This is a genomic window from Micromonospora sp. WMMD975 (genome assembly GCF_029581215.1).
In the GTDB taxonomy this organism is placed as follows: domain Bacteria; phylum Actinomycetota; class Actinomycetes; order Mycobacteriales; family Micromonosporaceae; genus Micromonospora.
Map to the genome: position 1 here is coordinate 3,961,859 of NZ_CP120739.1, position 23,120 is coordinate 3,984,978.

The 23,120-nt window shown below is 74.2% G+C and carries 19 protein-coding genes; 8 read left to right on the forward strand and 11 right to left on the reverse strand.

Features of this window, described 5'->3' with window-relative positions:
• Positions 1-232: 232 nt before the first annotated feature.
• The gene (locus tag O7613_RS17110; protein ID WP_282289284.1) at positions 233-1,066 is read left to right on the forward strand and encodes a DUF308 domain-containing protein; all 834 of its coding nucleotides are present in this window, start codon (positions 233-235) and stop codon (positions 1,064-1,066) included.
• 162 nt (positions 1,067-1,228) lie between these two features.
• Positions 1,229-2,647, forward strand: a complete 1,419-nt coding sequence (locus O7613_RS17115; protein WP_281587400.1) for a trehalose-6-phosphate synthase — start codon at positions 1,229-1,231, stop codon at positions 2,645-2,647.
• Between the two features lie 15 nt (positions 2,648-2,662).
• Here O7613_RS17115 and O7613_RS17120 read toward each other — a convergent pair whose 3' ends face one another.
• The 6 genes from O7613_RS17120 to O7613_RS17145 form a co-directional block, all read right to left on the reverse strand.
• A complete protein-coding gene (locus O7613_RS17120) occupies positions 2,663-3,487 on the reverse strand; it encodes an alpha/beta fold hydrolase (RefSeq protein WP_281587399.1) in 825 nt (274 codons plus the stop codon).
• Entirely contained in the window at positions 3,484-4,896 is a 1,413-nt protein-coding gene (locus tag O7613_RS17125) for an NAD(P)-binding domain-containing protein (protein WP_282289285.1), read from the reverse strand. The genes O7613_RS17120 and O7613_RS17125 overlap by 4 nt, the downstream gene beginning before the upstream one ends.
• Before the next feature lie 460 nt (positions 4,897-5,356).
• Positions 5,357-6,058 carry an endonuclease/exonuclease/phosphatase family protein gene (locus tag O7613_RS17130; protein WP_281587397.1) on the reverse strand — a complete coding sequence of 234 codons (702 nt, stop codon included), beginning with the start codon at positions 6,056-6,058 and terminating at the stop codon, positions 5,357-5,359.
• Position 6,059: 1 nt separating this feature from the next.
• Complete coding sequence (locus tag O7613_RS17135) at positions 6,060-7,007, reverse strand: ROK family glucokinase (protein ID WP_281587396.1); 948 nt, start codon at positions 7,005-7,007, stop codon at positions 6,060-6,062.
• 73 nt (positions 7,008-7,080) lie between these two features.
• Complete coding sequence (locus tag O7613_RS17140; protein WP_281587395.1) at positions 7,081-7,713, reverse strand: hypothetical protein; 633 nt, start codon at positions 7,711-7,713, stop codon at positions 7,081-7,083.
• A gap of 42 nt (positions 7,714-7,755) precedes the next feature.
• Positions 7,756-8,211: an SRPBCC family protein gene (locus tag O7613_RS17145; RefSeq protein WP_281587394.1), complete on the reverse strand. Its 456-nt coding sequence runs from the start codon at positions 8,209-8,211 to the stop codon at positions 7,756-7,758.
• A 95-nt stretch (positions 8,212-8,306) separates the two neighbouring features.
• On the opposite strand from O7613_RS17145, the gene O7613_RS17150 reads away from it, so the two are divergent.
• From O7613_RS17150 to O7613_RS17170, 5 genes are all read left to right on the forward strand, one after another.
• On the forward strand, positions 8,307-10,115 hold the full coding sequence (locus O7613_RS17150) for a long-chain fatty acid--CoA ligase (RefSeq protein WP_282289286.1): 1,809 nt from the start codon (positions 8,307-8,309) through the stop codon (positions 10,113-10,115).
• A 14-nt stretch (positions 10,116-10,129) separates the two neighbouring features.
• Positions 10,130-11,824 carry a GAF domain-containing sensor histidine kinase gene (locus O7613_RS17155; protein ID WP_282289287.1) on the forward strand — a complete coding sequence of 565 codons (1,695 nt, stop codon included), beginning with the start codon at positions 10,130-10,132 and terminating at the stop codon, positions 11,822-11,824.
• A 7-nt stretch (positions 11,825-11,831) separates the two neighbouring features.
• The gene (locus O7613_RS17160; RefSeq protein WP_007072219.1) at positions 11,832-12,500 is read left to right on the forward strand and encodes a response regulator transcription factor; all 669 of its coding nucleotides are present in this window, start codon (positions 11,832-11,834) and stop codon (positions 12,498-12,500) included.
• A 194-nt stretch (positions 12,501-12,694) separates the two neighbouring features.
• The gene (locus O7613_RS17165) at positions 12,695-13,507 is read left to right on the forward strand and encodes an SAM-dependent methyltransferase (RefSeq protein ID WP_281587391.1); all 813 of its coding nucleotides are present in this window, start codon (positions 12,695-12,697) and stop codon (positions 13,505-13,507) included.
• Positions 13,508-13,592: 85 nt separating this feature from the next.
• Positions 13,593-15,245 (forward strand): bifunctional diguanylate cyclase/phosphodiesterase, encoded by a 1,653-nt coding sequence (locus O7613_RS17170; protein WP_282294557.1) that lies wholly within the window; start codon positions 13,593-13,595, stop codon positions 15,243-15,245.
• 159 nt (positions 15,246-15,404) lie between these two features.
• Here O7613_RS17170 and O7613_RS17175 read toward each other — a convergent pair whose 3' ends face one another.
• Both O7613_RS17175 and O7613_RS17180 read right to left on the reverse strand, forming a co-directional pair.
• Entirely contained in the window at positions 15,405-16,073 is a 669-nt protein-coding gene (locus O7613_RS17175; RefSeq protein WP_281587390.1) for a response regulator transcription factor, read from the reverse strand.
• Positions 16,025-17,329, reverse strand: coding sequence for a sensor histidine kinase (locus tag O7613_RS17180; RefSeq protein WP_282289288.1), 1,305 nt, complete (start codon positions 17,327-17,329; stop codon positions 16,025-16,027). Before O7613_RS17180 ends, O7613_RS17175 begins: the two co-directional genes overlap by 49 nt.
• A 149-nt stretch (positions 17,330-17,478) precedes the next feature.
• Here O7613_RS17180 and O7613_RS17185 point away from each other — a divergent pair, with 149 nt between their 5' ends.
• Positions 17,479-19,605: an MMPL family transporter gene (locus O7613_RS17185; RefSeq protein WP_282289289.1), complete on the forward strand. Its 2,127-nt coding sequence runs from the start codon at positions 17,479-17,481 to the stop codon at positions 19,603-19,605.
• 249 nt (positions 19,606-19,854) lie between these two features.
• On the opposite strand, the gene O7613_RS17190 is transcribed toward O7613_RS17185, so the two are convergent.
• From O7613_RS17190 to O7613_RS17200, 3 genes are all read right to left on the reverse strand, one after another.
• Positions 19,855-20,979 (reverse strand): glycosyltransferase family 4 protein, encoded by a 1,125-nt coding sequence (locus O7613_RS17190; protein WP_282289290.1) that lies wholly within the window; start codon positions 20,977-20,979, stop codon positions 19,855-19,857.
• Positions 20,976-22,235 carry a M48 family metallopeptidase gene (locus O7613_RS17195; RefSeq protein WP_282289291.1) on the reverse strand — a complete coding sequence of 420 codons (1,260 nt, stop codon included), beginning with the start codon at positions 22,233-22,235 and terminating at the stop codon, positions 20,976-20,978. Before O7613_RS17195 ends, O7613_RS17190 begins: the two co-directional genes overlap by 4 nt.
• 316 nt (positions 22,236-22,551) lie before the next feature.
• Positions 22,552-22,785 carry a hypothetical protein gene (locus tag O7613_RS17200; protein WP_281590173.1) on the reverse strand — a complete coding sequence of 78 codons (234 nt, stop codon included), beginning with the start codon at positions 22,783-22,785 and terminating at the stop codon, positions 22,552-22,554.
• Between the last annotated feature and the right edge of the window lie 335 nt (positions 22,786-23,120).

Sequence of the window (23,120 nt, forward strand, 5' to 3'; positions counted from 1 at the left end):
CGCGGAGAAGGTGACTTTTCGCGCTCCGGGGCCGGCTGTGGCGGTGGGGTACGGGTGAGATCCACCGGCGTTCCTTACCGCGCCGGGTCCGCCCAGGTGGGGCGGGGACCCGCCGAATCGGCCGGGAAGTGGGCAGGAACCCGTACGCCGCGCCACAACGCACTCCCGGAACCGGGTCCCGGCGTGTCAGGATTCAGGACACGACGTCAGGCCGTGGTGAAGGGGGTGTCCGGTGTCAGGGGGCGGGCCTCGCCGAGGACGGCGGGACAACGGGCTCGACGCGGCCGAGTACGCGGTCGCGGGCGACGTCGATCCGCGCGTCGGTGAGCACCTGCTCGACGTGCTCGCCGCCGGTGGCATCGCCGCCTACCTTCAACCCTCCGCCGACCTCAATCCGGTCACCCGCACCACCACGGTCCCGGCCCGCCCGGTCGACCGGCTCTACGTCGACCGATCGCACCTGAGGACCGCCCGGGACTACCTCACCCAGCTCGCCGACGAGGGTGGCGGCGAGCCGGCCCGCGCCGACGAGCCCGACATCGAGGCCGAGTGGGCCAGGATCGTGGCGGGCTTCCACACCACGCCGACCGCCGGCAGCCACCCCTGGCCGGCCGCCGAGGACGTCGACGACCCGGCCGCGCCGGGTGGCGCCGCCGCCGGCCGCGCCGAGGAGCCGGCCGGTCCGACCGCCACCGACGTGCGCCGGCTGCCCTACGCGGCGGACGTCTCCGGCATCTCGGTGAGCCGCGACCGGCACGACGAGCCCTCCCTGCTGGACGGCCTGGACACGTTCGGCGCCGACCTGCCGGACGACGCGGAGGAGCACTACACCCCGCCCCCGCCGCCCCCGCTGCCGCGATTCTCGAAATACGCGGTGCTGGGCGTGCTCTCCATCGTCCTCGGCTTCCTGCTGTTCCTCTCCCCCACCGTGATGTCGCTCGTCGACCCGTCGGTGGTGACCCTGCTCGGCTTCACCGGCATCCTCGCCGGTTTCGTGATGCTCATCTGGCGGCTGCGCCCGGGCGACCGGGACGACCAGGATCCGGACGACGGCGCCGTCGTCTGAGCGGTGCCCGGATTGCGGGACGCCGCTCGCCCGAGCCGATCGGGTAACAGGGGTGTAACTTACGGTCAGTAGGAATACCGCTGAACGTCACCGTCCCGCACCGGCTGTCCGGTTCGCGCTCCGCTCCGGTCGCCGGCACCCCTGCTGAGCGGATTGCCCGAGATGCGACAGAGCCCCCTGGTGGTGGTGGCCAACCGCCTCCCCATCGACGACAGTGTGGCGCCGGACGGCGCCTTCGAGTGGCGCCGCAGCCCGGGCGGGCTGGTGAGCGCCCTGCACCCGCTGCTCCGGCACACGCCCGCCACGTGGGTGGGCTGGGCCGGCGGCACCGGTCCGGCGCCCGACCTGCCCGACGTGGACGGGGTCCGGATGCGCAGCGTCGCGCTCAGCGCGGAGGACTTCCGCGACCACTACGAGGGTTTCGCCAACGCCACCCTCTGGCCGCTCTACCACGACGCCGTGGAGCAGCCCGAATATCATCGCCGCTGGTGGGAGGCGTACCAGCGGGTCAATCAGCGCTTCGCCGAGGCCGCCGCCGAGGCGGCCGAGCCGGGCGGGCTGGTCTGGGTGCAGGACTACCACCTGCAACTCGTGCCGGGCCAGCTCCGCGCGCTCCGCCCCGACCTGCGGATCGGCTTCTTCCTGCACGTGCCGTTCCCGCCGCCGGAGCTGTTCATGCAGCTTCCCCGCCGGTCCGAGCTGCTGCGTGGGATGCTCGGCGCCGACCTGATCGGCTTCCAGCGGGCTCAGGCGGCGCACAACTTCGCCCAGCTCGCCACCAAGGTGCTCGGCCTGTCCGCGACCGACCGGCGGATCGGGGTCGACGACCGGGTGGTGCGCATCGGCGCCTTCCCGGTCGCCATCGACACCGCCGAGATGGCCGCGCTCGCCGCCCGGCCCGAGGTCGCCGAGCGGGCCAACCGACTGCGGCAGGACCTCGGCCGGCCCGAGAAGGTGATCCTCAGCGTCGACCGGATGGACTACACCAAGGGCATCGAGCAGCGGCTGAAGGCCTACCGCGAGCTGTTGGCGAGCGGCGACGTCAAGGTGCGGGACACCGTGCTGGTGCAGGTGGCGGTGCCCAGCCGGGACCGGGTGGCGCAATACCAGATCCTGCGCGACCGGGTGGAGCACCAGGTGGGCCGGATCAACGGCGAGTTCGGCCGGGTCGGCGAACCCGCGATCCACTACCTCACCCAGCCCTTCGACCGGGCCGAGCTGGTCGCGCTCTACCGGGTCGCCGACGTGATGGCGGTGACCCCGCTGCGCGACGGGATGAACCTGGTGGCCAAGGAGTACGTGGCGGCCCGGGTCGACGGCACCGGGGCGTTGCTGCTCAGCGAGTTCGCCGGCGCGGCGGCCGAGATGGAGCATGCCTTCCTGGTCAACCCGCACGACCTGGACGGGCTCAAGCAGGGGCTGCTCGCCGCGCTGCGGGCCGGACCGGAGGACGTGTCGGCCCGGATGCGCGCGATGCGGGAGCACCTGGCCCACAACGACATCCACGCGTGGGCGGCGTCCTACCTGAGCGCGCTCGAGGAGAGCGGGTCGCTCGTCGGCCGCCGCTCCGTCTCCCGCTGAGCCACCGCCCGGCGCTCACCCGAGGGTGGGCGCCGGGTCCTTGTCCAGCCAGTCCAGGATCGCGTCGATCGGTTCCCGCCAGCGGGCGTCGAGCATCAGGTCGTGACCCATGCCGGGGAAGAGCAGCGGTGCCGAGGCGTGGCGGCGCGCCGCCCGGGTCAACGCGCTCGCCGGCAACACCCGGTCGTCGGGGCTGCCGAGCACCAGCACCGGCGGTCGGCCCACCGCCGGCTCCGGCGACCGGCCGGTGAGCAGCTGCCACTGCGCCCGGCGGCCGGCCCGGCCCAGCCGGGCCAGGTGCCGGCGAGCGTCGGCGTCGGACAGTTCCCGGCTGAACAGCTGACGCCGGTTCAGCCGCAGCCCGGCCCCGAAGACCGCCGGCAGCGTGCCGACCGGGTTGCGGCGCAGCGCCGCGCCGAACGTCGACCAGCCGCCGAGCACCGGCGCGACAAGCACCGCGGCCCGCGCCGGATAGCGGGCCAGCGCGTGCGCCACCACCCGGGCGCCGGCGCCGTGCCCCACCAGCACCGCCTGCCGCGGCAGGCTCGCCGCCACCTGCGTCACGTCATGGGTGTACGCACGCAGCGTCGCCTCCGGCGCCGGCTCACTGCCGCCGTGCCCGCGCAGGCTCAGCGCGTACGCCGGGAAGCCCCGCCCGGCGGCGTGGCCGAGCCAGTGTTCGGCGAACGCCCACGCGCCGTGCCCGAAGCCGGGCACGAACAGCAGCGGCGGCTTTGCCTCCTCCTGCTCGGGCACCGCGGCCAGCACCTCGCGGCGCACCGGCCGCTCCGGCCGCGCCCACTCCCAGGCCCGGACCACCCGCACCCGCTCGCTGGTCACCGGGGCTGCCCTCCGTTCACGCCTGCCTCCAGCTCGTACCACGCCCGTTGCAGCGCGCGCAGGTAGTCGGCGTGCCCGACCTCGAACCAGTGCCGGGTACTGTCCTTGACCTTCGCCGAGTACCGCTCACCGAGGCCGGCGCGGACCCGGCGGTCGAACGCGGCGACCCGGTCGGGGCGGGTGGCGCGCAGCGTGAGCAGCCGGGCGAAGAGGGCGCTCTGCCAGTGCGAGATGGCGAAGATGCCGGAGTCCGGCTGGACCAGGCCGACCACGGCCAGCGTGGGGTGGCCGGCGGTGAAGGCGTTCAACCACAGCCGGGGCCGCCCGGAGCCGTCCTCGTCGCCGAGCACCCGGCCCTGCATGAACTCGAAGCGCGGCAGATAGCCGGTGGCGAACACCACCAGTTCCGGGTCGATCCGCCGGCCGTCGGTCAGCTCGACCGTGCGGTCGTCGAACCGGGCCACGTCGGGCACCGGGGTGATCTCCCCGTGCCCGACGTAGTAGACGAGTTGGCTGTTGGCGATCGGGTGCGTCTCGTAGACCCGGTGATCGGGCTTCGGCAGGCCGAACCGGGTCAGGTCGCCGACGGTCAGCCGCAACGTCATGTGATAGAGCCACTGCCGCACCCGCAACGGCACCCGCAGCGCCAGCAGCGTGTCGTTGACCTGGTCGGCCGGGCGGCCGAGGACGAACTTCGGGGCGTACCAGTAGCCGCGTCGGGTGGAGTGCCAGCAGTGCGACGCCTGCTGGGCGGCCTCGACCGCGATGTCGCAGCCGGTGTTGCCGGCGCCGACCACGAGCACCCGCTTGCCGCGTAGCTGGGCCGGGTCCTTGTAGGAGGACGCGTGCATGACCTCACCGCGGAACTCCGCCAACCCCTCGTACCGGGGCAGCTTCGGCGACCAGTTGTGGCCGTTGGCCAGCACCACGGCGGCGTACCTGGAGGTGCGCTCGGGGCCGTAGCCGCCGGTGCTGCGGGTGGTCACGTCCCACCGGTCCCCCTCGACCGGCTCGACCCGGACCACCTCGGTGCCGAACCAGACGTACTGCCGCAGGTCGAAGTGGTCGGCGTAGCGCTCGAAGTAGGACAGCAACTGGCTGTGGTGCGGGTAGTCCGGCCAGTCGTCGGGCATCGGGAAGTCCGGGAACTGGGTGAACGGCCGGGACGAGATGAGGTGCGTGCTGGCGTACACCGGGCTGCGGTCGTGCCGCCAGTTCCACGCCCCGCCGACGCCTGTCTCGCGTTCGTAGCAGTCCACGCCGAAGCCGGCCTCGCGAAGGTTCTTCACCGCGGTCAGCCCGCTGGCGCCGGCGCCGATGACGCAGACCGTGTCGCCCCGGTCGGAGACCGGATCGGGGCGACCGAAATCGGGGCGACCGAGATCGGTGGGGTCGGTGGGGGAGGACACCGCGAATTCTCCTTCGTACGGCACGCGTGCCGGGTCGGTGCGAAATCCTGCCGACAATGCCCTCCGTTGTCCAGCCACCCGAGTGTCGACACCGTCCGCCCGGAGCGCATCTTCACGCTCGGTCACCGTCCGCCGATTCACTCAGAGTGAGGACAGGGCCGGGCCGACGCAGTGCCCCTCTCCCGCCTTTGCTCTGCAGCCACCGACGCAGCGCGACAATGACCTGGGCGGTCCCGGATGGAGCTTCGGGTCACACCTCGCCCCCGCAGTGACCGTGGGTATCTGATGCGTATGGGGCTGCAGAGCAAAGGCGCCAGCGATCCCCCTGCCTCACCCACCGGTATCTCACGTTCCGTAACCACCCGGACCGGCCGCGCCGCACGGCCCGCACCACCGCAGCCCGCACCGCGCGGCCACCACGCGGCTCGCGCCCGTCGGGCACCGGCCGACCGTCGTGGGGTCAGTCGGCGGCGGGCAGCAACAGGTCGACCAGGACCGGGAAGTGGTCGCTGGCCCTGCGGGTCGTCGGCGTGTCGACCACGTCGTAGTCGACCACGCTGATCCGCGGGTCGACGAAGAGCGCGTCGATGCGACGGCGCGGGTCGGCGCAGGAGAACGTGTGCCGGTCGGCCCGGTCGGCGGCGACCGCGGTGTCGGTCAGCCCGTCGGCCACGGTCCGCCAGGCCGGCCCGTCCGGCCCTTCGTTGAGGTCCGCGCCGGCCACCACCGGCAGCGTGGACGCGGCAAGCGCCCGCTTGAACGCCGCCGCCTGCGCGGGCCGCTCCGCCGGATCGGTGGACAGGTGCGAGCCGGCCAGCAGGAAGTCGACGCCGCCCACCCGGCACCGCGCGTACGCGGCCCCGCGCAGGTGCCGGCCCGGGGTCAGCGGGTAGCGCTCGCACCGGGTGTCGGTGACCCGGACGCGCAGGCTTGTCAACAACACGTTCCCCAGCGACGGCAGGCCGCCGGCGGCGAACACCAGGCCGAACGAGTCGGCGAGCGTGGCGCACTTCTGCCGCCACCGGAACCGGCGCGGTCCCTCCTGGACGATCACCACGTCCGGCGCGGCCTGCCGGACCACCTCGGCCAGCGCGGCGGTGTCGTCGCGCTGGCTGTGCACGTTGTACGACAGCACCCGCAGCGGAACTCCCGGACCCGGCACGTCAGACCCGCCGAGCCAGGTCGGCGGCGCCGATCACGCCCGCGGTGTTGCCCAGTTCGGCCGGACGCACCTCGGCCACCGGCAGGCGGCTGCGCTGGGCCAGCGCCTCCGTGAACGAGCGCCGGGTCGGGCCGAGCAGCAGGTCACCGGCGTCGATCACACCGCCGCCGACCACGAGCACCTGTGGGTCGAGGATCTGCGCCATGTCGGCGAGGCTGGTGCCGAGCCAGCGGCCGACCTGGGCGAACGCCTCGGTGGAGACCGGGTCGCCACCCTTGGCCGCGGCGGTCACCATCGGGCCGGTGATCGCCTCGGCCTCACCGTCGGCCAGCTCCAGCAACGCGGTGGCCCGGTGCGGCTCCTGCCGGGCGGCGGCCCGGGCGAAGCGGACCAGGGCGCTGCCACTGGCGTACTGCTCGATGCAGCCCAACCGGCCGCAGCCGCACTGGTGGCCGTCCGGCACGGTGAGCATGTGCCCCAGCTCGGCCGCGATGCCGTTGGCGCCGCGGACCAACTCGCCACCGAGCACGATGCCGCCGCCGACCCCGGTGCCGATGGTGAACATGACCATCGAGTCGTCGGCGTCGCGCGCCGCGCCGTAGCGGAACTCCGCCCAGGCGGCCACGTTCCCGTCGTTCTCCACGATCACCGGCAGGCCGGTGGCGTTGCTGACGTAGGAGCGCAGCGGCTCGTCCCGCCAGGCCAGGTTCGGGGCGAAGAGGACGGTGGAGCGGGCCGCGTCGATCCAGCCGGCCGCGCCGATCCCGACCGCCTCGACGGTACGGCCGGCGGACAGCTCGGTGACCACCTCGATGATGACGTCGCGGGTCTTGGCCACGTCGTCGGCGGGGGTGTCCCGTCGCGTCTGCACGAGTACCGCGCCGGTGTCGTCCACGACACCGCCGGCCACCTTCGTGCCACCGACGTCGACTCCGATGGTCAGCGTCACCGCCGCCACTCCCCTCTGCTGTGCTGCCCCGGCACCGGCCGAACCGGCCGTGCGTACCCGGGATGTCCGGTGGTCAGGCCCCGTCGCCTGGTGCGTCCGCGCCCGCCTCCCCGGACGCCCGCGAGGCGGGCACCACGGGACGACCGGCCGGCGGCCGGCTCGCCGCCGGCTCGTCCCGAGTGGCGGCGGACCATACGTCCTGCTCGGGCGCCGGCTGAGAATCATGCCCGGTACGGGTCGCCTCGCGCCACACGTGGTCACCCGCGCCGGCCGGCGCGGGACCACCGGCACCCGCGGGCGTCGTGGTCGCCGCCGGCTCGTCGCGTCCGTCCGGTCCGGCCGGTTCCGCCGGTTCGGGCCGTTCGGCCGGTTCGCCAGGTGCGAAGGCCCGCAGCACGCTTGCCACGCCGGCCGCGAGGTCACCGGCGCCGGTGGCGAGCCGCTCGGCGAACTCCGGACTCGGGTCGCGCAACGCGGCGATCCCGCGGCAGACCGGGCAGACGCAGCATTCCGGCGACCCGGTGGCGAAACCGGCGGCTCCGCCGGAGGCGTTGCCCCCGGCCGTGTGACCGAGGACACCCGAGAGGATCCCACCGAGCGGGCCCCCGGGGCCGGACGGGGTGGTGGCCAGCCGCGCGGCGGCCAGCAGACTGACGACGAGGCGCTCGGCCTCTTCCCGGGCCGAGCCCGGATCGGTGGTGCCCATGGCGCGGCTCCTCAAGCGTGACGACCGGGACGGCGAACGGAATCAGTCTGCCGCACCGGGTGTTTCTACCCGGCGCTTGAGCTGCTTCAACGCCGCGTCCATGATCATTTTTTCGGCCTTGCGGCGGAACATGCCGAGCATCCCCACCGACAGCTCCACCTCGAGCGTGTAGGTCACCGTGGTCGTCCCGTCCGGGTTGCCCACCAGGTCGTACGACCCGTGCTGGGACCGCTGCATCTTCGACGGCGCGACCAGGTGCCACTCGATCCGGGAGATGTCCTCGGCGTACTCGTAGGCGAGCACGTACTCGTCGGCCAGCACGCCCGCGTCGAGCGTGAACCGGACCTGGCTGGCGTAGCCGTCCTCGTACTCCTCGACCACCTCGGCCGCGCGCACCGCCTCGGTCCACTCCGGGTAGCGGGGGAAGTCACAGATGACCGCCGCCACCCGGTCCGGTGACGCGCCGATGGTGATCGACTGGGTGGAGGAGTCCGCCATGGGGGGAGGCTACCCGGCCGCCCACCCGCGCGGGCGGGTAGGTTTCGACTGAGCCGACCACGCCGGCCCGCCGGCGCGAGCACGAGGGAGTGCAGGTGCGCGAGTTCTCCGTCCCGCCGATCGTCACCGTCGGCGACGCGGCCAACCTGACCGACCCGGTCTGGGACAACGCCGAGGTCGCCCCGGACACCGTGCAGTTCGTCCGGGTCGCCGGCGACGCCGGAGCGCCGTCCCGCACCGAGGTGACCTGCCGGCAGTTCCGGGACGAGGTGGTCGCGGTGGCGCGGGGCCTGGTCGCGGCCGGCGTCTCCCCCGGCGACCGGGTCGGCCTGATGAGCCGCACCCGCTACGAGTGGACCCTGCTCGACTACGCGATCTGGGCCGCCGGCGCGGTCACCGTGCCGATCTACGAGACGTCGAGCGCCGAGCAGGCCGCCTGGATCCTCGGCGACTCCGGCGCCGTGGCCGTGGTGGTGGAGAGCACCGCACACGCGACCCTGGTCGCCGGCGTCCGGGACCGGCTGCCCGAGCTGCGCGAGATCTGGCAGATCGAGCTGGACGCGGTGACCCGACTGGTCACCTCCGGCGAGTCGGTGGACCCGGCCGAGATCGAGGTACGCCGCTCGATGCTCAAGGCCGACGACATCGCCACGATCATCTACACCAGCGGCACCACCGGCCGCCCCAAGGGCTGCGTGCTGACCCACCGCAACATCTACGCCGACATCGCCAACGCGGTGCCGGTGCTGCCGAACCTGTTCCGGGAGGGCGCCTCCACCCTGCTCTTCCTGCCGCTGGCGCACGCGTTCGCCCGGCTCATCCAGGTCGGCGTGGTGCAGGCCCGGGCCACCATGGCGCACTGCGCGGACACCAAGGACCTGGTCGGTGAGCTCCAGGAGTTCAAACCGACGTTCGTGCTCTCCGTACCCCGGGTCTTCGAGAAGGTCTACAACGGCGCCCGGCAGAAGGCCGAGGCCGACGGCAAGGGCGCGATCTTCGACCGGGCGGAGAAGGTCGCCATCGCCTGGAGCGAGGCCCAGGAGCTTCCCGGCGGGCCGGGGCTGGCGCTACGTGCCCAGCACGCCCTCTTCGACCGGCTGGTCTACGGCAAGCTGCGCGCGGCGCTCGGCGGCCGGTGCCGCGACGCCATCTCCGGCGGCGCGCCGCTCGGCGCCCGGCTCGGGCACTTCTTCCGCGGCGTCGGGGTGACCATCTGCGAGGGGTACGGCCTCACCGAGACCGCGCCGGCAGCCGCCGCCAACCTGCCCACCGGCACCCGGATCGGCACGGTCGGCCGCCCGCTACCAGGCGTCGCCGTCCGGATCGAGGACGACGGCGAGATCCTGATCTCCGGCGACATCGTCTTCCAGGGCTACTGGCACAACGAGACGGCCACCGCCGAGGCGCTCACCACCGACGGCTGGTTCCGCACCGGCGACCTGGGCCAGCTCGACGAGGACGGCTACCTCAGCATCACCGGCCGGAAGAAGGAGATCATCGTGACCGCCGGCGGCAAGAACGTCGCCCCGGCGGTGCTCGAGGACCAGGTGCGGGCGCACCCGCTGATCAGCCAGTGCGTGGTGGTCGGCGACCGCCAGCCGTTCATCGCGGCGCTCGTCACCATCGACGAGGAGGCGCTGCCGAAGTGGCTGGCCGGGCACGGGCGCCCGGAGACCACCACCGCGGCCGACCTGCGCGACGACGAGACGCTGCGGGCCGAGATCCAGACCGCGGTCGACCAGGCCAACCAGACCGTCTCCAAGGCCGAGGCGATCAAGGTGTTCCGGATCCTGCCGCAGGACTTCACCGAGGCGACCGGCGAGCTGACCCCGTCGCTGAAGGTCAAACGGCAGGTCGTGCACAAGACGTACGCCACGGAGATCGCGGAGATCTACCGGCGCTGACTACCATCCGTCAGGTGCCCGCCTCCACATCCGGACAGCCGCAGACGCAACTCCTCGCGGCTGCGGCCCGCGCGGTCCTCCTCGCGCTCGTCGCCGCCCTGACCCTGTTCGCCACCCGCGAACCCGCCCAACTCTGGTGGATCGCCCTGCTCGGCGTCGCCGGGCTGCCCGGCGTACTGGCCCCGCAGCACCGGCTGCTGGCCCCGATCAGCCGCTTCGCCGAGGTGGTGGTGCTCGGGCTGGCCGCCAGCCAGGTCGCCGCCGACACCCAGCTCACCGGCGTGACCGGCGGGCTGGGCGCGTCGGCGGTCCTGCCGTACCTCGCCGTGCCGGTCACCGTCACCGCGCTGCGCCGCCGGTTCCGCGAGGGCGCCGCGCTGCTCGTGGTGGCCGCGGCGACGCTGCTCGCGAGCGCCGCGTTCACCGAGGTCGGCGGCGAGCCGCAGCTCGGCCAGGTCGGCTACCTCGCGGTCTGCGCCCAGTGGCTGATCCTCGCCGCCCTCGGCCTCTACACCGCCGGCACGCTCCAGCGGGTGATGCGGGTCCGCGGCGAGAGCAAACCCCAGCCGTACGCCGAGGCGACCCGCCTGCTGACCCAGCTGCGCACGGTCGCCCGCCAGCTGCCCGGCGCCACGCTCGACCCGGGGGGCATCTCCGAGCACCTGCTGGAGGAGCTGCGGATGGTGGCGAAGACCGACCGCGGCGCGGTGCTGTCCGCCAGCGGCGGCGGCCGGCTGGTGGTGCTCGCGCAGATCGGCGCGGACCGGGTCGACTGGGAGACCACGCTCGACGCCGACTCGGCCATCGCCGACGCCTGGGCCAGCCAGCAACCGACCGTCTCGGCCCGCTCGCAGGCCCGGTCCCGGCGCTCCGGCGAGGTGTCCGCCCTGATCGTGCCGCTCGTCGCCGGCGTGCGCACGGTCGGGCTGGTGGTCATCGAGGCGGACGCCGGCGCCGCGTACCCGCCGCCCGTGGTGTCCCGGGTGACGGCGCTCACCGGCCCGGCCGCGCTGCGGCTGGAGGCCGCCCTGCTCTTCGACGAGGTGCGCTCGCTCGCCACCAACGAGGAGCGGCAGCGGCTGGCCCGGGAGATCCACGACGGGGTCGCCCAGGAGCTGGTCATGGTCGGCTACGGCATCGACAACGCCCTGGCCACCGTGCACGACGACGCCGAGGAGACCGCCGACTCGCTGCGCACGCTGCGCCAGGAGGTCACCCGGGTGATCCAGGAGCTGCGGCTCAGCCTGTTCGAGCTGCGCAGCGAGGTGGACCGGCACGGCGGCCTGGCCGCCGCCATCGCCGAGTACGCCCGCACCGTCGGCGCCTCCGGCGGACTGCGGGTGAACCTCTCCCTGGACGAGTCGACCGCCCGGCTGCCGGCCGCCACCGAGGCCGAGTTGCTGCGCATCGCGCAGGAGGCGGTGACGAACGCGCGAAAGCACGCCGGCGCCTCGAACCTCTGGGTCACGTGTGAGGTTGATCCCCCGTACGCCCGGATCGAAGTGTCGGATGACGGTCACGGCATCGGTGACCAGCGGCCCGAGGGGCACTATGGTCTTGCGATCATGGCGGAGAGGGCGGAACGTATCCGAGGCCGGTTGGAGATCAGGCCGCGGCAACCCAGCGGCACAACCGTGGCGGTGCTACTCGGTTCGTCGCCCCGGCGCGATAAGGTGCGCGGCAGCGCCGCAGCAGCAGAAGGGGAGTAACCCGAGGATGACCACTAGCCCGACACCGGCCACCCGTACCAAGGTCCTCCTTGTCGACGATCACGACCTCATCCGCAAGGGTCTGCGGCACGCCTTCGAGCGGGACCGGCAGTTCGAAGTCGTGGGCGAGGCCGCCACGGCCGCGGAAGGCGTGCGCCAGGCCGGCGCGCTCCAGCCGGACGTGGTGATCATGGACCTGCGCCTGCCCGACGGCAGCGGCCTGGAGGCCACCCGTGCGCTGCGCAAGTCCAGCGCGTCGATGGGCATCGTCGTGCTCACCATGTATGCCGGTGACGACCAGCTCTTCGGCGCCCTGGAGGCGGGCGCGAGCGCGTTCGTGCCGAAGACCGCCCCGGCCGACGAGGTGGTGGCCGCCGCCCGGCACGCCGCCTCCTCCCCCAGCGCGTTCACCGCGGCCGACCTGGCCGAGGCGATGAAGCGCCGGCTGGCGCCGTCCGGCCCGCAGCTCTCCCCCCGGGAGGGCCAGGTGCTGCGGCTGCTCGCCGACGGCATGAGCGTGGCCGGCATCGCCAAGCAGCTCTTCGTCAGCGAGTCGACCGCCAAGACCCACATCTCCAAGCTCTACGAGAAGCTGGGCGCCGCAAACCGGGCCCAGGCGCTGATGACCGCGCTGCGGCTGGGGCTGCTGGAGGCCCCGGACGCGCCGAAGTTCTGACGTCCGTCGCCGCGGGGCCCCGTCCGTACGCCGGACGCGGGCCCCGCCGCACGTCCGGGCGGGGCGACCGCGTACGGTGAGCGGCCGGACGCGGAGCGACTGTGGTCTTTGCACCGCGACGGTGGGCGGGCAGAATACCCGGTGATCCGCGCGGCGGTGACGCCGCGCGTCGCCGACACCCAAGGGGCAGGGACATGCAGCGGCCGGACTGGGCACCGGAGACGATCGACATCGAGCGCCCGAGCGTGGCCCGCATGTACGACTACTACCTGGGCGGCTCGCACAACTTCGCGGCCGACCGGGCCGCCGCCCGGGCGATGGTGGAGGCGGTGCCCGAGGCCCCGCTGATGGCCCAGGCCAACCGCGCCTTCCTGCGCCGTGCCGTGCACCACCTGCTCGACGCCGGGGTGCGCCAGTTCCTGGACATCGGCTCCGGCATCCCGACCGTGGGCAACGTGCACGAGATCGCCCAACGGGTTGATCCGGAGTCCCGGGTGGTCTACGTCGACGTGGACCCGGTCGCGGTGGCGCACAGCCAGGAGATCCTGGCCGGCAACGAGCGGGCCGTCGTGGTGCGGGAGGACCTGCGCCGCCCGGCCGCGATCCTCGACCACCCGGACGTCACCCGGCTGCTCGACCTCTCCCAGCCGGTCGCGGTGCTGATCGTGGCGGTGCTGCACTTCATCCCCGACTCCGACCGCCCGGAGGAGATCCTGCGGACGCTGCGCGCGGCGCTGGCGCCCGGCAGCCACCTGGTGCTCTCCCAGGCCAGCGACGACGGCCGGGCCGGCACCGGCGAGCGGGCCGAGGCGGAGCGGGTCTACCGGCGCACCGACAGCCAACTGTTCATCCGGGGCCGGGCCGAGCTGACCGCGCTCTTCGCCGGCTTCGAGCTGGTCGACCCGGGTGTGGTGTGGGTGCCGCAGTGGCGGCCGGACGCCCCCGACCAGGCGGAGAACGCCGAGCGGGCGGTCTTCATGGGCGGGGTCGGGCGGCTCGGTGGCTGAGGACGTGACAGGGGCCGCCGGGCGCCGCCCCGGCGTGTTCGCCCGGGCCTGGGCCAAAGCGGTCTCCGGGACCAGCTACCTGCCGATGACCCAGGCCCAGCTGGAGGAGGTGCTGCAACGGCTCACCGAGCGGCTGGCGGAGGCGATGCGCGCCGACCCGTTCGACCTGCGGATCGGCCATCAGGTGGGCGCGGAGCTGGTGCAGTCGCACATCACCTCCGCCGAAGGACTCGGCCGCACCGTCGAGGTGATCCAGCTCCGGCTGGTCCGCGACCTCGACCTGGACATCGACGACGCCGAGGACCGGATGGCCCGGTTGCTCGCCACCGTCGCCACCGGGTACGCCCGGGCGCTGCGCGACCGCACGCTCGACGAGCAGGAGTCCATCCGGCGGGCCGCCATGATGGCCCGGGCGCAGGCCGAACGGGCGCTGCGGGACAGCGAGGCCCGGTTCCGGCACCAGGCCACCCACGACCCGCTTACCGACCTGCCGAACCGCACCCTGTTCACCGAGCGGCTGACCGCCGCGATCGCCACGCCCGGCCGGGGCGCCGACCGGGTCGGCGTCTGCTTCCTCGACCTGGACCGGTTCAAAGTGGTGAACGACTCCCTCGGCCATCAGGTCGGCGACTCGCTGCTGGTCACGGTGGCGCACCGGTTACGCGGGGCGCTCGGCGGGCATCTGGTGGCCCGCCTCGGCGGCGACGAGTTCGTGATCCTGGTGGAGCGCACCGCCGGCACCGACGACGCGGTGAAGGTCGCCGAGGCGGCGCTGGACGCGATCCGTGAGCCGGCGCTCGTCGACGGGCACGAGCTGACCGTGTCGGCGAGCGTCGGCATCGTGGAGCGCCCGGTGGCCGGCACCTCGCCGATGGAGCTGATGCGCGCGGCGGACAGCACGCTGCACTGGGCCAAGGCCGCCGGTGGGGCCCGCTGGGCGCTGTTCGACGCCGACCGCAACCGCCGCGAGCTGGCCCGGTACGCGCTGTCCGCGGCGATTCCCGCCGCCCTCGACCGGGGCGAGTTCTACCTGGACTACCAGCCGCTGACCTCGTTGCGTGACGGCCGGGTCCTCGGCATGGAGGCGCTGGTGCGCTGGCGCCACCCGGAGCTGGGGATCCTCCGGCCGGACAGCTTCATCCCGCTGGCCGAGGAGACCGGCCTGATCGTCCGGTTGGGGAGCTGGGTGCTGGCCGAGGCGTGCCGCGAGGCCGGCACCTGGTCGACTGCGGGGGCGGACGCCCCGTTCGTCAGCGTCAACCTGGCCGTGCGTCAGCTCCACCGGCCCGACCTCGTGCCCGAGGTGCAGGGCGTGCTCGGCCGCACCGGCCTGCCCCCGGAACGGCTGCAACTGGAGATCACCGAAAGCACCATGATGAGCACCGTGGTCGAGCCGGTCCGGGCCCTGCGGGTGCTCGGTGACCTCGGCGTCCGGGTGGCCATCGACGACTTCGGCACCGGCTACTGCAACCTCGCCTACCTGCGGGACCTGCCGGTGAACGAGCTCAAGGTGGCCGGCGAGTTCGTGACCGGGCTGCGGGCACCGGCCGGTGACCCGGGCCGGGGCACCGACGAGCGGATCCTCGCTTCGCTGGTCTCGCTGGCGCACGCCCTCGACCTCACCGTCACCGCCGAGGGGGTGGAGACGGCCGACCAGGCGGACCGGTTGCGCGACATCGGCTGCGACGCCGGACAGGGCTGGCACTTCGGCCGCCCCGGCCCCGCCCCCCGGAGGTAAGGAGGGGCCCCCGCTTAACGCCTCCGGTATAGCAGGGTCCCCCGCTTAACACCGCGCACCGCGCCACCGCGCACCGCGCACCGCGCGGTGGGCAGCGCAGCGGGCGGCGGGCAGCGGGCAGCGGGCGGCGGGCAGCGCAGCGGGCGGCGGGCGGTGTGGTCAGCCGGCTGGGCGGCGGGTGTCGGAACCGTCCAGGTAGGCCAGCACGGCCAGCACCCGCCGGTTGTCGTCCCCGGACTGCGGCATCCGCAACTTGCTGAAGATGTTGTTGATGTGCTTGTCGACGGCCTTCGCGGTAACGAAGAGCCGGGCGGCGATGGCCGCGTTCGACCGACCCTCGGCCATCAGCCCGAGCACCTCCCGCTCGCGCGCGGTCAGCTCACCGAGCGGCTCGGCGCCGGCCCGGCGGGCCAGCAGTTGGGCGACCACCTCCGGGTCCATCACGGTGCCGCCGGCCGCGACCCGGCGCACCGCATCGACGAACTGATCCACGTGCGACACCCGGTCCTTGAGCAGGTAGCCCACCCCGCCCCGCCGGTCGGCGAGCAGCTCCCGCGCATAGAGCTGCTCGACGTGCTGGGACAGCACGAGCACCGGCAGCCCGGGCAACTCGGCGCGGGCCCGCACGGCCGCCTGCAACCCCTCGTCGGTGAACGTCGGCGGCAGTCGTACGTCGATCACCGCGACGTCCGGCCGGTGCGTGGTCAACGCGGGCAGCACCGACGGTCCGTTGTCGACGGCCGCCACCACCTGGCAGCCGAACGCCTCCAGGATCCGGGTCAGCCCGTCCCGGAGGAGGGCGAGGTCCTCGGCGATGACAACTCGCACGGCAACTCCATGCTGATGACGGTGGGCCCACCTGCCGGACTGGTCACCGCCATCGTGCCATCGAAGGCGGCCAGCCGTCGGCCCGTACCGGCCAACCCTCCGCCCGCCCCCGACGTCGCCCCGCCGCGGCCGTCGTCACCGACCACCATGGTCAGCCGCCCGGCGGTGTACCGCAGCTCCACCCACGCCCGGGTCGCCCCGCTGTGCTTGCCCACGTTCGCCAGCGCCTCGGCGACCGCGAAGTATGCCGCCGACTCGACCGGGGCCGCCGGCCGGCCCGGCAGGTCGACGGTGACCTCCACCGGCAGCGGCACGGCGAGCGCCAGTGCCCGTACCGCGCCGGGAAGGCCGCGTTCGGCGAGCACCGGCGGGTGGATGCCGCGGACCAGGCCGCGCAGCTCGGCCAGGGCCTGGCCACTTGTCTCCCGGGCCTCGGCGAGCAACCGGCGGACCGCCGCCGGGTCGTCGCCCACCAGCTGCTCGGCCAGGCCGATGCTCATGCTCAACGCGACCAGCCGGGCCTGCGCGCCGTCGTGCAGGTCCCGTTCGATCCGGCGCAGCTCGGCGGCCTGCGCGTCCACCGCCTCGGCCCGGGTGACGGTGAGCTGCCGCACCCGCAGCGCCAACTCGGCGCCGCGGGTCGGCGGCAGGAAGAGGCCCGCGAACCGGACGTGCAACCAGACCAGCCACCGCCCGGCGGCCACGCCGGCGATCAGCAGCAGCGCGCCGGTCGGGAAACAGAGCAGAGCCTGGACGGTGTTGTCGATCGGCCAGAACGGACCGTAGCCGTACCAGAGGCCGGCGGTGTGCAACACCATCGGCAGACCGACCAGCCCTTCCAGGCCGTACGCCGGCAGGGCGAACGCGACCAGGCAGACCGCGCCGGTGATCGCGCCCGGCAGTAGCCAGGCCAGGTCCCGCCAGGTCGCCGGGTCGGACACCACCCAGCGGAACCGCCGCCAGGTGCCGAATCGCGCGCCGTCCGGCGCCGGGAGGTAGGGCGTGGCCAGCTCCATGCCACCCCAGCGGGCCAGCCGGCGGTGCAACCCGGCGCAGAGCCGGACCCCGGCGGTGACCACCGGGAAGAGCGCGAAACCGACGCCGAAGACCGGGATCAGGCCCAGCGCGACCACGGACAGCACGAACAGCGCCACGTGCGTGCCCAACGACAGCAGCGCGATCAGCAGCCCCTGGACGACGGTGATCACGCCGGGCCGCAACCAGACCCGGAGTCGTACGCGTGCCGAAGCGTCCACGAACGTCATTCTCCGGCACGGCCGCCCGGATTCCGGTGGTGCTGGCACCACCCGAGGAGGCGGGTCGGCACCCCTGACCGCGGGCCCGCCGGTTCACAGGATCTAGGGAGCCCGGCGGTACACCCGGGCGACGAACGAGAGGAAACCCGATGTTCCCGCACCGAACGGCCGGCCCACCGGCCGGACGCCGTGGCAAGTATGCCGTCCTCGTCCTCTGGTTGGTGCTGCTCTCGGTCGCCGGCCCACTCGCCGTGAAGCTGGGCGAGGCACAGGACAACTCGACGCTCGGCGCGCTGCCGGCCGGCGTCGAGAGCAGCCGGGCCGCACAGCGGGTCGAGGCCGCGTTCCCCGACTCCCGGCGGCAACTGGCCATCGCCGTGTACGTCCGCGACGGCGGCCTCACCGCCGCCGACCGGGCCCGGGCCGACGCCGACCGGGCCGCCTTCGCCGGGTACGCCGAGGGGGGCGTGGTGTCCCCGCCGGTGCCGAGCGCGGACGGCCGGGCACTGCTGTTCTCGCTCCCGGTGAGCGTCGACGAGGATCGGCGCGCCGAGGTGGTGAGCGCCATGAAGGAGCGACTGGCCGAGGACGTGCCGTCGGGTCTACGGACCGCGCTGACCGGCGACGCCGCCGCCGAGAGCGACGTCTTCGACGCGTTCGGGGGGATGGACGGCGCGCTGTTGCTGGCCACCGCGGTCACCGTCGCCCTCCTCCTGCTGGTCACCTATCGCAGTCCGGTGCTGTGGCTGGTGCCGTTGATCGCGGTGGGGGTCGCCAACCAGCTCGCCGCCGGCACCGTCTACCTGCTGGCGCGGCACGCCGGGCTGGCCGTGGACTTCCAGAGCCAGACCATCCTGACCGTGCTCGTCTTCGGCGTCGGGGTGGACTACGCCCTGCTGCTCATCGCCCGCTACCGGGAGGAGTTGCGCCGGCACGCCGACCGGCACGCCGCGATGGCGACGGCGCTGCGCCGCTCGTACAGCGCGATCTGCGCCTCCGCGGCGACGGTCGCGCTGGGTCTGCTCTGCCTGCTCGCGGCGGACCTGCCGGCGACCCGTGGGCTGGGCCCGGTCGGCGCGGTGGGCATCGTCGCCGCGCTGCTCGCGATGACCACGCTCCTGCCGGCGCTCCTGGTGCTGCTCGGCCGGTGGGTGTTCTGGCCGTTCGTGCCCCGGTACGCCCCCGGCGCGGACGCCGACGACCGCGCCGCCGACCACGGGGTGTGGCGGCGGATCGCCGGTCCGGTCGGCCGCCGGCCACGGCTGGTCTGGGTAGGCACCACCGCCGCCCTGCTCGTGCTGACGCTCGGCATCGGCAACCTCAGCCTCGGCCTGCCCGACGACGAGTCCTTCACCACCGAGGTCGGCTCGGTCACCGGGCAGCGGCTGATCGCCGACCACTATCCGGGCGGGTCGGCCGCGCCGGTCGAGGTGGTGGCCGCCGCCGACGCGGCGGACCGGGTGGTGGCCGCCGTCGGCAGGGTGCCGGGCGTCTCCGACGTCAACGAGCCACAGCGGTCCGCCGACGGGCGCTGGGTCCGGGTCACCACGGTCCTCACCGACGCGCCGGACAGCGCCGCGGCCCGGGACACGGTGACCCGGCTGCGGGACGCCGTGCACGCCGTACCCGGCGCGGAGGCGCTCGTCGGCGGGCGCACCGCAATGCTGATCGACGAGCGACGCACGGTGGACCGGGACAACCGGGTGGTCATCCCGCTGGTGCTCGCCGTGGTCCTGGTGATCCTGGTGCTCCTGCTCCGGGCGCTTGTCGCCCCGCTGCTGCTGATGGCGAGCGTGATCCTGACGTACGCGGCGGCCATGGGCGCGGCCGGGCTGCTGCTCGGGGCACTGGGCCACCCGCACCTGTTCGTCGGGATTCCCCTCCAGGCGTTCCTGTTCCTGGTCGCCCTCGGCGTGGACTACACGATCTTCCTGATGACCCGGGCCCGGGAGGAGACCGCGCTGATCGGGCACCGGGCCGGCGTGCTGCGGGCGCTCACCGTCACCGGCGGTGTGATCACCAGCGCCGGCGTCGTGCTGGCGGCCACCTTCGGCGCACTGCTGGTGCTGCCGCTGGTGCCGTCGGTGCAGACGGGGGTGATCGTGGGGGTCGGCATCCTGCTCGACACGTTCCTGGTGCGCAGCCTGCTGATCCCGGCGCTGACCCTGGACCTGGGCGTCCGCACCTGGTGGCCGGGCCGGCTCGCCCACCGCCCTGCCGGGCGTGAGCAGGGGGCCCCGCTTAACGCCTCCGGTAGAGAAAGGGCCCCCGTTTAACACGTCGCTGTCGGTACACATGCGCCGTCCGCCCGGAGCGCCACGACCTCGTCCTAGGAACGAGGGACGGCGCGCTCGGGGGCGGGCGGACGGCGCGTCCGGGCGTGGGCGGGCGGACGCGCCCGGACGTGAGCAGGCGGACGCGTCCGGACGTGGGCAGGCGGACGCGCCCGGACGTGAGCAGGCGGACGCGGCCCGCCCGGGGGTGGTCCGGACATCAGGCTTGGGCGGGTGGCTCGCTCGGCGTCGTCAGCCGGCGAGCAGGGCGGCCATCCGCTCGGCCTGGGTCTCCCAGCGCCACTCCCGCTCGACCCAGGCGCGGCCGGCCGCGCCGAACTGACGAGCCAGGTCCCGGTCGGCGAGCAGGGTGGCCACCCGGTCGGTGAGCTGGGCGACGTCCCGGCCGGGGACGACGTACCCGGTCTCGCCCTCGCGGACGGCGTCCGGCGCCCCGCCGGAGTCGCCCGCCACCACCGGTAGCCCGGTCGCGCTGGCCTCCAGGTAGACGATGCCGAGGCCCTCCACGTCCAGGCCTCGGTTGCGGGTGCGGCAGGGCATCGCATAGACGTCGCCGGCCGCGTAGTGCGCGGGCAGGTCGGCCGCCGGCACCGAGCCGGTGAACACGACGTCCCGTTCCACCCCGGTCTGCCGGGCCAGCTTCGCGAGCGCCGCCCGGTAGGGTCCGCCGCCGACCACCAGCAGCGCGGCGTCCGGCACCCGGCGGCGGATCTCGGGAAACGCCCGGATCAGCGTGTCCTGACCTTTGCGCGGCACCAGCCGCGACACGCACACCACCACCGGCCGGTCGGCGAGCCCGAGACGCGCCCGGACCGCGCCGCCGTCGACGTCGGGGTGATAGGTCTCCACGTCGACACCGGGCGCGAGCCGACGCAGCTCGGTCAACCCGTCCAGGGCACGGGCCAGCCGGACCCGGGTGTATTCACCGAGGTAGGTGGTGACGTCGACGCCCCGGCCGATCCGGCGCAGCGCCGTCCGCGCCCCGGGCAGCGCGGCCCACCCGACCTCGTGGCCATGGGTGAGGGCCACGGCCCGTCGGATCCCCGCCCGCCGGCGCAGCCCCGGCGCCAGCAACCCCAGCGGGGCCGCCGCGCCGAACCACACCGTGTCGCAGTCGTACGCCCGGGCCAGCCGGGCCGCCCGGTGCGCCACCAACGGCGTGGGCAGCAGCACCCTGGTGCGTTCCCGGACCACCTCGAACGGCTGGTCGGCGTCGAACTTCTCCGCCCCCCGCCAGCTCGACGCGTAGACCACCACCGACCCGGAAGGCTGGCGCACCGCGAGGTTGTGCACGAAGGACTGGATGCCGCCCGGGCGGGGCGGGAAGTCGTTGGTGATCAGCAGGGTGCGGCTCATCGAGCGTGCTCCCGGGCGTACGCGCGGGCGGCGGCCATCCGCTCCACGGTGGACGGGTGGGAGGCCGACCACAGGTGTTCCCAGCGCGGCGGATCGGGGTCGCCCAGGTTGACCCCGGCCAGCCGGCGCTGCATCGCCTCGAAGGTCGCCGGGTCGCCGGTGAGCGCCAGCGCGTGCGCGTCGGCCCGGGCCTCGACCCGGCGGGAGACAAGCGCCTGCACCGGGGTGGCGAGCAGGCCGGCGACCGTGACCAGCGCGATCAGCAGCGGGAACGCCCGCGGTTGGGCGATCGAGTCGACGCCGGCCAGGCGCAGCAGCGGCGTCCAGGAGCCGACCAGGTAGAGCGCCACCACGGCGGCGGCGGCGCCGAGCGCGCCGATCAGGGTGCCGGTCCACACGTCCCGGTCCTTGGCGTGCCCCAGCTCGTGCGCGACCACGCTCGTCACCTCCGCCGGCTCGGCCTCGCGCAGCAGGGTGTCGTAGACCACCACCCGTCGGGTCGGCCCGAGCCCGGAGACGTAGGCGTTCACCGCCCGCGTCCGCCGGGAGGCGTCGGCGACAAGCACGTCGCGGACCGGGACGCCGTCCCGGGCGGCCAGGGCGGTCAGCTCCGTGCGCAGCGGGCCGGGCTCCATCGGGGTGAACTTGTTGAATACCGGCTCGACCAGCACCGGCAGCACGAACGACAGGACCACCACCAGGGCGGCGGCTCCGGCCGCGCCGAACGCCCACCACCAGCGGGGGGCGAGCCGGACCACCGAGTAGAAGCCGAGCAGCACGAGCGCGCCGATGACCGCGCTGACCGCGTACGACTTGAGCAGGTCGACCGTCCAGCCGCCCCAGCCCTGGGTGCTCAGCCCGTAGCGCACCAGCACGGTGTGCCGCCAGGCCGAGAACGGGAGCGTGAGCAGGTCGGCGAGGAACACGACGCCCAGCCCGCCGAGCACCGCCTGGGCGACCCAGTGCCCGCCGAAGGGCCGGCCGGCCAGCTCGACCAGGCGCCCGCCCAGCGGGGTGAGCCCGAGCAGCAGCGCCACTACCAGCCCGAGCGCGAGGGCCGACCAGCCGGCGGGGCGCAGCGCGCCGTGGAACGCCCGGCCGCGGGCCACCTGCTCGACGGGGAGCGCCCGCAACGCGGCGAGCTGGTCGGCGCGGGGTGCCGGCGGGCGGCTCCACGGCACCAGCAGCGCCACGGCCACGACCAGCGCCACCGCCAGGCCGGCCAGGGTCAGCAGCGCCCAGCCGCGCGGGGTCACCACCCCACACCGCCGTCGCGACCCGTCCGCGTCATGCCGCTCCCCTCCCGCTGTGACCGCCCATCCTATTGCCCGCTCCCGGCGGAGGGCCGCGGTGCCCGAGCGGACCCGACAGCGGGCGGGACGACGGGCGCGAGCGGCTCGGACGACCCGGCGGCGGGAGCCCGACACGCCGGGCGAACGCCGCCCCGGGCGAACGCTGCCCCGGGCGACCCGACGGTAGGAGCCCGACACGCCGGGCCAGCGCGGCCCCGGGCGACCCGACGACGACGCGCGCACGAGCCCGGACGACCCGGCGGTGCGCACGTGGGCGGGCCTAGGCCACCCGGCGGCGGGCGGCGCGGCGGGGCGCGGGTGCTGGTGCGGGTGCGGGTGCGGCCGTCAGTGGCAGCACCTCGACGTCGAAGCCGGCACGGGCGAAGACCTCGATCGCGCGGTGCTCGGCCGGACCCAGGTCGGCCGTCGGCGAGTCGGGGTCGAGCAGCGCGGTGACCAGGCAGCCGGAGCAGCCGGCTCCGCGGATGCCGCAGCCGTCGCAGTCGATGAGCATGAACGCCTCCTGACGCGGTCGCCGGTGGCGGTCGGGGAAGAGACCACCACCGTCGGTCACCGAAAGGCTAAGCGGAGGGTACGACAGAACCGGACAACGAGGCAGCAGCCACCAGGAAAACGATCATCCAGTCACCACTGCGCCGAAGTGGCGCGATCAGACCGCCCTCGACCCCGCCACTTCGCCGAGATGGAGTCGATCACGGGCCACGCGACAACCCAGCCACGCGACGCGCACCGACCCGAAGTCGAACACGCGCCACACGTCAACCCAGGGCTCCCCGTTTGCGGCCGGGTCGCCGTCTGAATCTTGGTCGGAGCGGCCCTCAGAGGGGC